The organism is Stenotrophobium rhamnosiphilum (assembly GCF_003052265.1).
In the GTDB taxonomy this organism is placed as follows: domain Bacteria; phylum Pseudomonadota; class Gammaproteobacteria; order Nevskiales; family Nevskiaceae; genus Stenotrophobium; species Stenotrophobium rhamnosiphilum.
Genome location: NZ_QANS01000004.1, coordinates 42,236 through 53,917 on the forward strand (window position 1 = coordinate 42,236; position 11,682 = coordinate 53,917).

The 11,682-nt window shown below is 54.4% G+C and carries 12 protein-coding genes and 1 tRNA gene; 6 read left to right on the forward strand and 7 right to left on the reverse strand.

Going from position 1 to position 11,682, the window contains the following annotated elements; all coding sequences use genetic code 11:
• Positions 1-44 precede the first annotated feature (44 nt).
• Positions 45-941 (forward strand): protease HtpX, encoded by an 897-nt coding sequence (htpX, locus tag CJD38_RS11015; RefSeq protein ID WP_107940414.1) that lies wholly within the window; start codon positions 45-47, stop codon positions 939-941.
• 74 nt (positions 942-1,015) lie between these two features.
• Here the strand turns inward: htpX and CJD38_RS11020 are convergent, their stop codons facing one another.
• Both CJD38_RS11020 and epmB read right to left on the reverse strand, forming a co-directional pair.
• On the reverse strand, positions 1,016-3,094 hold the full coding sequence (locus tag CJD38_RS11020) for an EAL domain-containing response regulator (RefSeq protein WP_107940415.1): 2,079 nt from the start codon (positions 3,092-3,094) through the stop codon (positions 1,016-1,018).
• Positions 3,088-4,101 carry an EF-P beta-lysylation protein EpmB gene (epmB, locus tag CJD38_RS11025; protein WP_107940416.1) on the reverse strand — a complete coding sequence of 338 codons (1,014 nt, stop codon included), beginning with the start codon at positions 4,099-4,101 and terminating at the stop codon, positions 3,088-3,090. Before epmB ends, CJD38_RS11020 begins: the two co-directional genes overlap by 7 nt.
• A gap of 73 nt (positions 4,102-4,174) precedes the next feature.
• Between epmB and efp the strand changes: the two genes are divergently transcribed.
• Positions 4,175-4,744, forward strand: coding sequence for an elongation factor P (efp, locus tag CJD38_RS11030; protein ID WP_107940763.1), 570 nt, complete (start codon positions 4,175-4,177; stop codon positions 4,742-4,744).
• Positions 4,745-4,798: 54 nt separating this feature from the next.
• Complete coding sequence (gene epmA / locus CJD38_RS11035; RefSeq protein ID WP_107940417.1) at positions 4,799-5,731, forward strand: EF-P lysine aminoacylase EpmA; 933 nt, start codon at positions 4,799-4,801, stop codon at positions 5,729-5,731.
• Here the strand turns inward: epmA and CJD38_RS11040 are convergent.
• The 5 genes from CJD38_RS11040 to CJD38_RS11060 all read right to left on the reverse strand — a co-directional run bounded on the left by CJD38_RS11040 (position 5,728) and on the right by CJD38_RS11060 (position 9,480).
• Positions 5,728-6,492, reverse strand: a complete 765-nt coding sequence (locus CJD38_RS11040) for a sulfite exporter TauE/SafE family protein (protein WP_107940418.1) — start codon at positions 6,490-6,492, stop codon at positions 5,728-5,730. The two genes, epmA and CJD38_RS11040, sit on opposite strands and share 4 nt — an antisense overlap.
• A 15-nt stretch (positions 6,493-6,507) precedes the next feature.
• Positions 6,508-6,831, reverse strand: coding sequence for a hypothetical protein (locus tag CJD38_RS11045; protein WP_146165974.1), 324 nt, complete (start codon positions 6,829-6,831; stop codon positions 6,508-6,510).
• The gene (locus CJD38_RS11050; RefSeq protein WP_107940420.1) at positions 6,828-8,255 is read right to left on the reverse strand and encodes a PhoH family protein; all 1,428 of its coding nucleotides are present in this window, start codon (positions 8,253-8,255) and stop codon (positions 6,828-6,830) included. The genes CJD38_RS11045 and CJD38_RS11050 overlap by 4 nt, the downstream gene beginning before the upstream one ends.
• A 201-nt stretch (positions 8,256-8,456) precedes the next feature.
• Positions 8,457-8,921: a peroxiredoxin gene (locus tag CJD38_RS11055; protein ID WP_107940421.1), complete on the reverse strand. Its 465-nt coding sequence runs from the start codon at positions 8,919-8,921 to the stop codon at positions 8,457-8,459.
• A gap of 16 nt (positions 8,922-8,937) precedes the next feature.
• The gene (locus tag CJD38_RS11060; RefSeq protein ID WP_107940422.1) at positions 8,938-9,480 is read right to left on the reverse strand and encodes a glycine cleavage system transcriptional repressor; all 543 of its coding nucleotides are present in this window, start codon (positions 9,478-9,480) and stop codon (positions 8,938-8,940) included.
• 153 nt (positions 9,481-9,633) lie between these two features.
• Between CJD38_RS11060 and dapA the strand changes: the two genes are divergently transcribed.
• The 3 genes from dapA to CJD38_RS11075 all read left to right on the forward strand — a co-directional run bounded on the left by dapA (position 9,634) and on the right by CJD38_RS11075 (position 10,960).
• Positions 9,634-10,515: a 4-hydroxy-tetrahydrodipicolinate synthase gene (gene dapA / locus CJD38_RS11065; protein ID WP_107940423.1), complete on the forward strand. Its 882-nt coding sequence runs from the start codon at positions 9,634-9,636 to the stop codon at positions 10,513-10,515.
• A complete protein-coding gene (locus tag CJD38_RS11070) occupies positions 10,512-10,802 on the forward strand; it encodes a hypothetical protein (RefSeq protein WP_107940424.1) in 291 nt (96 codons plus the stop codon). The genes dapA and CJD38_RS11070 overlap by 4 nt, the downstream gene beginning before the upstream one ends.
• A gap of 66 nt (positions 10,803-10,868) precedes the next feature.
• Positions 10,869-10,960 (forward strand) — tRNA-Ser (locus CJD38_RS11075).
• Positions 10,961-11,682: the final 722 nt, after the last annotated feature.

Below are 11,682 nucleotides of genomic sequence, written 5' to 3' on the forward strand. Positions count from 1 at the left end.
TCCAAGCCCTCACTAATCTCTAACACCCACTGAATTACGGTTATATGAAACGCATCTTTCTACTGATTGCCACCAACGTCGCCATCATGCTGGTTCTGTCCGTTGTAGCCTCCGTGCTCGGCCTTGACCGTTATCTGACGGCCAATGGCATGAACTACGGCGCGCTACTCGGCATGTCGGCAATCTTTGGTTTTGGCGGCGCTTTCATCTCACTGGCGATCTCGAAATGGATGGCCAAGAGAACGACGGGCGCCCGCGTAATCACGCAGCCGTCTAACTCGGCTGAAATGTGGTTGCTGAACACCGTGGAGCGTCAGGCTCGCGCTGCAGGCATCAACATGCCTGAAGTGGCGATCTTTGATTCGCCGGAGCCGAATGCATTTGCCACCGGTATGAGCAAGAACAGCTCGCTGGTCGCGGTCTCAACCGGTTTGATGCAGACGATGCAGCAAGACGAAGTGGAAGCGGTTCTGGGCCACGAAATCTCGCACATCGCTAACGGCGATATGGTGACGCTGACGCTGGTGCAGGGCGTGGTGAACACCTTCGTGTTCTTCCTCTCTCGCGTCATCGGCTATCTGGTCGACAGCTTCCTCAATCGCGGCAACAACCGTGACAGCGGCCCCGGCATTGGTTACATGGTGACGGTGTTTGTGATGCAGATTCTGCTGGGCTTCCTCGCCAGCATGGTGGTGGCTTGGTTCTCGCGTCAGCGCGAATTCCGTGCCGATGCAGGCGGTGCGCATCTGGCCGGCAAGCGCAAGATGATCGCTGCGCTGCAACGCCTCAAAGCTGCGCACGAACTGCCATCGACCCTGCCTAAGCAGATGACGGCGATGGGCATTCGCGAAGGTGGTGGTGTGATGGCGCTGTTTGCAACGCATCCGCCGCTGGAAGTTCGTATCAACGCGCTGCAGAACGCAGGCAGTGCGGTTCAGTAAGTCTGCGATTCAATGTTGTAATAAAAAGGGCGGCCATTGGCCGCCCTTTCTGTTTCTGATGACGTCGATGCAAACTAGCCGCGCGGATCGGCCGTTAACTGCACAACTTCCGGTTCCTGCACTTGGAAGCCTTGGATGTAGTTAACGCCCATCTGCCAGAGGCGCGCCATGACATTGGCATCTTCCACATGGCTGACGATGGTTTTCATGCTGCGCTGCTTCGCCGCTTCCATCAACTGCGACATCTTTTTGAATTGTTCTTTGTCGTTAAAGTTGCGCGTGAAGTCGGGGTGGAACTTTACGTAGTTGGCTGGGATGTGTTCCAGCATCTGCAGCGAGCCCGTGCCTACGCCAAAGTGCTCAATCGCAACATAAGCACCCATCTCGCGTAGGGACTTGGTCAGCGATTTGGCTTTGCGAATATGGTTTTGCAGGCGCAGTTCCTGGAACTCAAAGACCAGCTCATCCGCCTTCAATGGGCGAGCTTTAACGGCCTCAGCAAGCCAAGCAATAAAACCTTCTGGATCTTTAAGCGTTTCTTCAGAAACTTTGACGAATACTGAAGAACCGACATCGGCACTTTTGCGTTTCTCAATGAGTTTGAGCACGCGGTTAATGACCCAGCGATCAAGATCGCGCATGAGCCCGAATTTTTCGGCGGAGTGAATAAAGTCGCTGGCGGTTAATTCAGTGCCGCCTTCATCAACCATGCGCAACAGCACATCGTAATGTTGACGCGTATCGCCTTCGAGGCTAGCAATCGACTGATACGACAAGCGCATCCGATTCTCTTCGAGTGCCTTTTTAATTTGCTCAGCCTTTTCAGACTCGACGCGTTCTTCAACTGAATTTTGAGCGGTTGCGCCAATGATTAAGTGTTGTTTACCGCCACTGGACACGAGCTTGCGAACGGCGCGAATGGTCTCGTTGGCGATATTCAGAGCTTGCTCCGTTTCCTGATAAGGGTGAGCAGCGATGCTGACCGAGACCTGCGCTTCGTGATTCTTCGTCGCAAAAATCTGCTGTCTGGATTCGCGGCAATAGCTGTCGCAGAACTTCTCAAGCTCGGCAAGATCTTTGCGCTCAACTAACAGAGCGAGTTCGCCAGTAGAAACTCGGAATAGCTGGTCCTGCGGAGTCAGACGTGTGCGTGTCCATTCGATCAGATGCACGAAAGCTTCTTCGGCATCATGAAAGCCCAGACGCTCTTCAAAACTGTCGTGAGCGTCAACCGCAATAAATACAGCCGCGCTGCACTGCGTATGTGGCGCAGTCAGTTTTTCACCTAAGGCATCAAGGAAGGCGACACGACCAGAAGTCCCATCGCCACCTGAGTTACCTGGCTTGGTACGACGTTCCGGGCGAATAGTTAACTCAATGAAGGTTTCGCCATTAATACGATTCTGTTCAATTTGAGCAACGACAGAGGCTTTGGCACCGCCTTCTTTGAGCAGATTGAATTCGACAGGGCCTTTCTTCGCCTTGCCTTTGTTGAGCAGTTTTAGATGTTCTTTGATCTTGGCCTGCGATTCGGCGCTGACCAGATCCATCAGTGGCAGGCTGATCAGATCTTCTTCAGATGCGTAACCCAGCAACTGCGCGAATGCCGGATTAACGGTTGCCAGAATGCCTTCTTGAATTTGGGCCACGGCGTCGACGCTGCTAGCCAGCAATTCGTTATGGCGTGACTCGAAATCCTGCAGACGTGCGCGCGCGGTTTTCAGTTCGCGCAGATTTTGGTGATTGCTCAGCTCGCGCAGGCAGATCAGTTCGAGATGGCGCATGTGGCGGTCATCTTCATACGACACTTGATCGCGGGCGCCAGAGGCCAAGGCCTGCAAAGTGGCGTTGTCTGAATATTGATCAGCCAACAGCAGCACAGGCAGATCGGGATTTAATTTGGAGCAAAGCCCAACAACGTCGGGCAAGGGGGCGTGCTGAAGGCCTTGGGCGCAGAGCAGCAGATCAAAGAAGCCTTCGCTGAGCGCATCTTCGATTTCTTCAATGGTTGTGGCCCATGCAACGCGGACGGGATGGCCCGCATTGCGCATATGGCTTTCAATGCGCTTGGCCGTATTTTCAGAATCGCTGGCAACCAGAATGACGGTATTGGTCACGGTTGCGGGATTCTGGGCCGGAGGATTACCTACCATGGCAGCAGCGTCTTCGATGGGGCGCCCGCGTCCTCACGAACTAGTCGTGGGACAAGATAACCAGAGAGTCGTGAAGAAAGCGCTTGCATCAAGGCTGTAGCCTCCTCTAATGGGATTTCGAAATGAGCCGCCCCCGCGACCCGATCAAGCATGTGCAGATAGTAGGGCAATACGCCGCAATCAAACAGTTTTTTAGAGAGGTCCTCTAAAGCTGAGACGCTGTCGTTGACGCCCTTCAATAAAACGGCTTGATTTAGCAGCGTTGCACCAGCATCGCGCAGGCGTTCCAGCGCGGCGGCGACACTGCTATCCAGCTCATTAGCATGGTTGGCATGAATGACCACGGCCACTTTGAGCCGGGTGCCGCTAATCCATGACAGCAAGTGATCATCTACGCGCTCTGGCAATACGACGGGCTGACGGGTGTGGATGCGCAGGCGGCGCAGCTGCGGCAACGCATCCAGTGCTGTGACCAGCTCGGCGAGCTTGTCGTCAGACAGTGATAAGGGGTCTCCGCCAGACAGAATCACTTCTTCAATGCTGGGGTCGCTCTGCAACTGGCGCAGGGTTTCCTGCCAGTGGCCGCGCGCAGCAATGGCGTCGGAATAGGGGAAGTGGCGGCGGAAGCAATACCGGCAGTTGATAGCGCAGGCACCCGTGGCCACAACTAGGGCCCGGCCTTCATATTTGTGGATCAGGCCGCCGGGTTTGAGCTTGTGCAGGTCGCCAACGGCATCCTGCGAGAAGCCCGGGGTGTCCTCTGCTTCGCGCGCTTGCGGCCAAACCTGGAGGAACAGGGGGTCGCTGGCATCACCTTTTTTCATGCGCCCGGCAAAGCCATGCGGGACCCGTAGTGGGAAGTCTCGGAGGCGTTCTAGCTGGAGGGCGGGCAGGGCTGGATCGAGCTGCAAGAACTCCAGCAGGTCCGCGGGACGTGCAAAGGCCTTGCGCAGTTCGTGTTGCCACAGCGGGGCCTGCTGTCGCGAAAATGTCGGTTTAGGTATCATGCGCGCCGCATTGTGCCATCCAGCACAGCTCTCACAACAGTATCTATTTTCCTACAAACCAAGGCAGACCTTTATGGCGAACGTTAGCACTAATGAAATGAAGTCGGGCACCAAGGTGTTGATCGACGGCGTACCGTTCTCCGTTATCGACAACGAATATCACAAGCCGGGCAAAGGCCAGGCCACCAATTCGATCAAGATTCGCAATCTCAAAACCGGCCGCGTTCTTGAGCGCACGCTCAAGTCTGGCGACACGCTGGAAGTTGCGGACATCGAAGAAATCGAAATGCAGTACCTCTACAACGATGGCGAGTTCTGGCATTTCATGAACCCAGCTTCGTTCGAGCAGATCCAGGCTGTGAAGGCGGCTGCTGAAGAAGCGGCCAAGTGGATCAAAGGTGAAGAAACCTGCCGCGTGCTGTTGTTCAACGGTGTGGCGATTGGCGTAACTCCTCCGAACACCGTGACGCTGCTGATCACGGAAACGGATCCAGGCCTGCGTGGTGACACCTCAGGCGGTGGCGGCAAGCCAGCAACGCTGGAAACCGGCGCAATCGTTCGCGTGCCGTTGTTCGTGCAGCAGGGCGAAATGGTGAAGTGCGATACGCGCACTGGCGAGTACATGTCGCGCGCAGGAAAGTAATTTCATAGGCGTCATCCCCGCGAAGGCGGGGATCCAGTTCTGGACACATTTCAAATGACCGCACAGAACTGGCAGCCGAGCGCAACACTGGAAACACTCAAAGCGCGGGCGGAACTATTCAGTTCCGTCCGCGCTTTTTTTGTTGCGCGAAAAGTTCTTGAAGTGGATACGCCAATTCTGTCGGTACACGCCACCGTAGATCGTCACATCGAGAGTTACAGCACAGGCGATGGTTGGCTGCAGACTTCGCCTGAGTTTGCGATGAAGCGTTTACTTTGTGCAGGCAGTGGTTCGATCTATCAGATCTGCCACGTCTTCCGTCGCGAAGAATCAGGCCGTCATCACAATGCTGAATTCACGATGCTGGAGTGGTATCAGCCCGGCTATGACCATCATCGTTTGATGGGTGAAGTCGAAGAGCTTTTGCATGCAGTCGGGGTGTCTGGCGCAAGCTTTGAACGTCTCACTTATCGAGATGCCTTTTTGCGCTATGCGGGACTCGATCCATTCACTGCGACGCTTGAGCAACTACGCGGCGCGGTTAGCTTCGATAGTGATGCGGGTGCGCAAGCGGCGGAACGCGACTTCTGGCTCGATCTCATCATGTCGCACAAGGTTGGACCTCAGTTGGGTCGTGAGTCGCCTGTGTTTCTCTATGATTTCCCAGCGTCGCAGGCCGCGCTCTCGCGCATCAATGGTGATATCGCAGAACGCTTCGAATTGTTCTGGCAGGGTATTGAGTTGGCCAATGGTTTTCATGAGTTGGCTGATGCTGCCGAGCAGCGCCGTCGCTTTGAATCGGACCAAGCTTGGCGCAAGGCACAGAGTCACATCGTGCCGCCTTACGATCAGAACCTGATTGCAGCATTGGAAAGTGGTTTGCCGAATTGCGCAGGCGTGGCGCTAGGCTTGGATCGTTTGCTGATGCTGATGCAAGGCTTGCCGAATGTCGCGGCAACGATGAGCTTCTCTGGCGATCGCGCTTAACGCGCAAGAGCATCCCAGGCGAAACGCGCAATCAGCGCGCACACCACCACAATAAATAAACCACGCACAAAGCCGCTGCCTTTGCGCAGGGCTAGTCGTGTCCCGATGATTGACCCGGCGATATTGCACGCCGCCATCGGCAAAGCCATTTTGTAGAGCACGTTATCGGTGTAGACAAAATATCCGACCGCGGCGAGATTGGTTGTGGCATTCACTGCTTTGGCTGAAGCAGACGCGGCCAAAAAACTAAAACCAAATAAGCCGACAAAAGCGAAGATCAAAAAGCTGCCAGTGCCCGGACCAAAGAATCCATCATAGAAACCGAGCACACAGCCCACCACAATGCCGGTAGCGATTTCATGATTGCGCGTGAGCTTTGGTGCATGCAGCGCGCCGAGATCTTTCTTCCATAAGGTGTAAGCCAGCACCGCAATCATCAGCACAAGAATCAGCGGTCGTAGTACGTCCGGCTGCAAAGCACTCACCGTATGCGCGCCAAAAAAACTGAAAGCGAATGCTGCTGCGCATGCAGGCAGCAGTGCATGCCAGGGCATGCTGACCCGTCGTGCATATTGCGCCGTCGCAATGCTGGTGCCCCAAACGCTGGCGAACTTGTTAGTGCCGAGCAGCGTTGCTGGCGGCACCTGAGGAAGCAGTACGAAGAGCGCAGGGACTTGAATCAGTCCACCGCCACCCACCACGGCATCAATAAAGCCTGCAAGAAATGCGAAGCCACAGAGTGCGGCAAGTGTCAGCGTCATGACTTGGTTTACTGCTTACAACAATGCGCCGATTGCCGAAGGAATTGCGTAGCGTTTCCCAGCAAACAAACTATTCAGCAGCGTTGTGAGCCACGAGCGTGAGCTGCTGAATTCCAGTAGCAATACAAAGGTGCCTTCGCCGTCGCGCTTGATGTCGTAACGCTCAACCGCCACGGTCACTGGTGCTAATTCTCCATGCAGTAAGGCATGCAGACTCATGCGTGCAGTAACCGTGTCGATTTCGCAGTCCATCACTTCGCCATATTCCTTGAACTTGTCATTCAAGTAGGCCTTGAGTGCGATGGACATCGCACCGTCTTTGAGGCTTGTAAGACTCACAGAACCTCGGAGGCGTGTGCAGCCAGACGTGAACGTTCACCGCGAGCGAGAGTGACGTGACCGCCGTGTGCCCAGCCTTGGAATCGATCAACGACATTGGTGAGGCCGGAAGTGGTCTCGGACAAATATGGCGTATCGATCTGCGCGAGGTTGCCGAGGCAAACCATCTTGCTGCCCGGGCCGCAACGGGTGACCAGTGTTTTCATTTGCTTGGCGGTGAGATTCTGCGCTTCGTCGATGATGACTAAGCGATTGAGGAAGGTGCGGCCTCGCATGAAGTTGAGCGAGCGAATCTTGATGCGTTTGGCAATCAGATCATTCGCTGCTGCGCGTTCCCAATCGCCGCCGCCGCTGTTCTGCGTCAGCACTTCGAGGTTGTCCATCAGTGCGCCCATCCATGGCGTCATCTTTTCTTCTTCCGTGCCTGGCAAGAAGCCGATGTCTTCGCCAACCGGCACGGTGACGCGCGTCATGATGATCTCGCGGTAGCGGTTTTCATCGAGTGTTTGCGAGAGGCCTGCTGCAAGCGTGAGCAAGGTTTTACCTGTGCCTGCCGCGCCGAGGAGCGTGACGAAATCGATCTCAGGATCAAGCAACAAGTTGAGTGCGAAATTCTGTTCACGATTCTTGGCGTGGATGCCCCAGACCGGCGTTTTGCCGTGACGATAATCACGCACGACGCGGAGGATCGCCGTATCTTTTTCAATCGAGTGAACGCAAAGCTCTAAGCCGTGTTCGCTTTCATCCGGCATGTAGAGGAACTGATTGGCATGCCACTTTTTCACCAACGGACCTTTGATGCGATAGCTCACGCGACCATGGTTGTCGTGCCAGCTTTCCATCTTGTCGCCATGCGTCTGCCAGAAGTTGTCCGGCAGAGCGAGGTGACCGCTATACAGCAGCTTGAGATCGTCCAGCACTTGATCGTTGTGATAGTCCTCGGTCGGCACGCCGACAATCGCGGACTTGATACGCAGGTTGATGTCTTTGCTAACCAGAATCACCGGGCGACCGGAGAACTTGGTCTTGAGTGCGAGCGCGGTTTTGAGAATGTTGTTGTCGGCTTTGTTGCCGGGCAATACATCGGTGAGCGTGGCGTCTAGCGCCTGCGTTTGAAAATAAAGATGACCCGTTGCGATGCTGCCTTTGCCGCCTGCCTGATTTTGAATGGAGGGAAGTGCGAGACCTTCTGCGATTTGCTTGTGCGTTTTGTCGCGCATCAGCTGTTCAAAGAAACGGCTGACCTGTCGTGCATTACGTGAAACTTCGCTAGTACCTTTTTTTGCAGCGTCGAGTTCTTCCAACACATACATCGGAATAAACAAATCGTGCTCTTCGAAGCGGAAAATACTGGAGGGGTCGTGCATCAGCACATTGGTGTCAAGGACGAAGAGTTTGCGTTTTGTCGAGGCTTTGGCGGTCATTGAGATCTCACCCGTGAAGGGCATTCGAGCTATAGGGATTACGATTTTTTAAAAACAGTAAAACACCACACAACAACATCAGGTGACGCAAGAAGCGGGCCGCTATAAGTACAAGACCCCCTGCAGTGAACTGCAGAGGGTCGGGGGAAGTCGTGCCGCCGAATTTGGCGGTAGTGAAACCAACTTGAATCGGTTGAGAGATCAAAGGCCCTGGACCGCTCTCAGTACTTCTTCAGCGTGGCCTTTTACTTTCACGCCGCGCCAGGATTTTTTCAGCACATTCTTCTTGTCGAAGATCCAAGTGCTGCGATCAATGCCGATGTATTTTTTGCCGTACATGCTTTTTTCGACAATCACGCCGAAAGCGTCGCAGAGCTGTTGCTCGGTGTCGGCAATCAGTGGAAATGGAAACTGAAACTTCTCGATGAAGTTTTCGTGCGAACGCAGGCTGTCTTTGGAGACGCCAATAATGTCTGCGCCTGCGTCCTGGAATTCTTTATAGAGATCGCGGAAATCACGGCCTTCCTGCGTGCAGCCCGGCGTGTTGTCCTTCGGGTAAAAATAAACAACGAGTTTTCGACCTTTGTAGTCTTTGAGATTGATCTCTTTGCCGCCAGTAGCTGGCAGTTTCAAATCTGGAGCTTTGTCGCCCACTTCTAGGGTCATTCGTTTTGTATTCCGTTCAGGTCTTGATCGGGTCCATCATTCCATCGGCGTTGAGATCGTCGCACAAATCCATGAAGGCTTCGCGTAAAGCCTGCGGATGTTGGTTGACGGGCACATGCAGCACCATTTGCACGCTGCACATCTCGGCGCCGGTGTAGGTGGAGGTGTACTTCTGTGTCGAGATTTCTGCTACTTCGACATCTTGGCCGTTGAAAAATTCAAGCAGATGAACCAGCAGGTCTTGCTGCTGTGGCGCGATGACTTCGGCGCCGTAAGGGCGGAATTCTGGGTTGACCTGACGGGCTTCGCAGCGCTCAAAGCGCACTTGCAGGTCCAGCTTTTCAGCGATGCCGGGCAGGGCGGTTTCGAGTCGGCCCAACGCGCTCCAGTTGCCAGAAACCACCATATTTGCGGCGAGACGGTCGCCAATCGGGGCAATCCGGCAGTCTTCGACTTCGCAACCGCGTTCGCGGATGGCTTTAAACAGGTCCAAGGGGATATTCGGTCGTGATCTTGCGAGGACCGAGATAGACAGCAGATTTTCAGTGGAAACGGACATGGTCAGTGGATAGCGGCTTATGGGCGAAGTGTAACGCTCACGGCTGACGAAGCAAGCCGATTTTTTAGGACCCCAAAGATACCGGGAACTTGCTCGCGGCAATGCGCTCCAAAGGCTATAATCGAAACCCTCTCTGAACTCCAGAACTCCTGCATGATTAAGGGCAGCATTGTCGCCGTTGTCACTCCTATGTACCCCGATGGTGGCGTCGATTTCGACAGCCTCGCGGCACTCGTGGATTGGCATATTGCCGAAGGCACCGACGCTATTGTGGCGGTTGGCACCACCGGCGAATCCGCAACGTTAGATACCGATGAACACATTGAAGTGGTTCGTCGCGTAGTCAAGCACGCGAAAGGTCGCATCCCGATCATTGCCGGCACTGGCGCAAATTCCACAACCGAAGCTCTCGAGCTGACGCGCCTCGCCAAAGAAGTTGGCGCAGACGCTGCGTTGATGGTGACGCCGTACTACAACAAGCCACCGCAAGAAGGCTTGTATCGCCACTTCAAGGCAGTTGCTGAAGCGGTCGATTTGCCGATCATTCTGTACAACGTGCCGGGCCGTACTGGCGTCGACATGTTGCCTGCAACGGTTAAGCGCCTCTCCGAAATCCGCAACATCATTGGCATTAAAGAAGCCAAGGGTGAGCTGTCGCGCATCCAAGAGTTGCTGGATCTGGGCTTGCCGCGCGATTTCGCCCTGTACACCGGCGATGACGCTACTGCGCGTGAGTCCATGTTGATGGGCTTCCATGGCGATATTTCCGTCACCGCCAATGTTGCGCCGCGCATCATGCATGAGATGTGCGTGGCCGCACTCAAGGGCGACAAGGCACTAGCCGAGAAGCTCGACGCGCGCGTTGCTGAACTGCACAGCGTGCTGTTCCTCGAACCCAATCCGATTCCGGTGAAGTGGGCACTCAACCAAATGGGTCGTCTGCCTGCGGGCATTCGCCTACCGCTGGTGCCGATGTCTGCGCAGCCTCAGGATCAGGTGCGTAATGCCTTGCGTGTGGCGGGAGCCTTGTCTTGAAAATCCAGTTTGCTTTGACCCTCGTGTTGGCTGCCTCAGTGACCGGCTGCGCCAGCAGCGCACACTGCGTGGGCGAGCAGGAATACCAGCGCGCCTACAGCCTGCAACCGCCAGAACTGCAGGGCCTCAAAATGCCGACGTCCTCCGCTGCCTTGGTGATTCCAGCGCCAGTTGCTCAGATGGTGCCTTTCGCTTCTAAGACCAAAGACGGTTCCATAGGCGAAAAGAAGGGCATGCAATGCCTGGATGCCCCGCCAAGAATGGTCCCAACGCCGAATAAATCCTGAGCCTAGTGCTTAGACGGCTTCAACTACGGTAGAATCCGCGCCCTCCGCAGTACCAGTATGCAAAACGGAAAGATGTCCGAGTGGTTTAAGGAGCACGCCTGGAAAGCGTGTATACGGGTCAAACCGTATCGAGGGTTCGAATCCCTCTCTTTCCGCCAACAAGGTAAGCCCTTGTTTATTAAAGATAAACAGGGGTTTTTTATTGCCCGAAATTCAGCGCATTTTTGAGCAGTATTTTTTGGTTCGGCATGTGAATTTTCGCGTATTTTTCCCGCGTTTTTTCTCCGCTAACGAGACGATGCATTTTGGTTAAAAAATAGTCGCGAGAAGTTAGGACGTTGCGCGCGTTTTTTTGCTGAAGCCGTCAGTCGTTTCGTAAATTGCTAAGACCGCCAATTAGTCCGCTGTCACCGAGGTTTTTGCCTTGGTCAGCTATAAAAGCCCGCCATTGGCGGGTTTTTTGTTGGTACTCCGTATCTCAGAGCAGATTTTTCCCTTAAGTAGGGATTCAATTGTTCGGCAGTGCTCCGTTTCTGCATCGCTAGATACGGAGTCGCCGTCCATAGCCGCCCAAGACCATTGATTCGGAAGGCTATGGGTAGGAGGAAACGTGTATAGGGGATACATCCGCGCTACGGCTATGGTCTGACTGAAGTAGCAGCTATGATCGGTTGGCTTTTAATGACTATAAGATCAATAAAAAAATCAGGACTATCGATTTTGTAGCCGGAATAAGGGAAATATCCCAGCTGAGGCGAAGAGGTCCTAAGTCGGTCGAAAAAACGGGGGGATTGTGAGGCTTGTTGATTTATCGCAAGAATGCGAAAGATTGAATCTTCGGCGACCCGAATTCCCATTTTTGCGCCCGGATGAAAGGAAG

Coding starts and splice junctions, on each gene's coding strand:
- CJD38_RS11060 (WP_107940422.1), bottom strand. CDS start 9,480: ATGTCCGTTTCCACTGAAAATCTGCTGTCTATCTCGGTCCTCGCAAGA.
- efp (WP_107940763.1), top strand. CDS start 4,175: ATGGCGAACGTTAGCACTAATGAAATGAAGTCGGGCACCAAGGTGTTG.
- dapA (WP_107940423.1), top strand. CDS start 9,634: ATGATTAAGGGCAGCATTGTCGCCGTTGTCACTCCTATGTACCCCGAT.
- CJD38_RS11050 (WP_107940420.1), bottom strand. CDS start 8,255: ATGACCGCCAAAGCCTCGACAAAACGCAAACTCTTCGTCCTTGACACC.
- CJD38_RS11055 (WP_107940421.1), bottom strand. CDS start 8,921: ATGACCCTAGAAGTGGGCGACAAAGCTCCAGATTTGAAACTGCCAGCT.
- htpX (WP_107940414.1), top strand. CDS start 45: ATGAAACGCATCTTTCTACTGATTGCCACCAACGTCGCCATCATGCTG.
- epmA (WP_107940417.1), top strand. CDS start 4,799: ATGACCGCACAGAACTGGCAGCCGAGCGCAACACTGGAAACACTCAAA.
- CJD38_RS11020 (WP_107940415.1), bottom strand. CDS start 3,094: ATGGTAGGTAATCCTCCGGCCCAGAATCCCGCAACCGTGACCAATACC.
- epmB (WP_107940416.1), bottom strand. CDS start 4,101: ATGATACCTAAACCGACATTTTCGCGACAGCAGGCCCCGCTGTGGCAA.
- CJD38_RS11040 (WP_107940418.1), bottom strand. CDS start 6,492: ATGACGCTGACACTTGCCGCACTCTGTGGCTTCGCATTTCTTGCAGGC.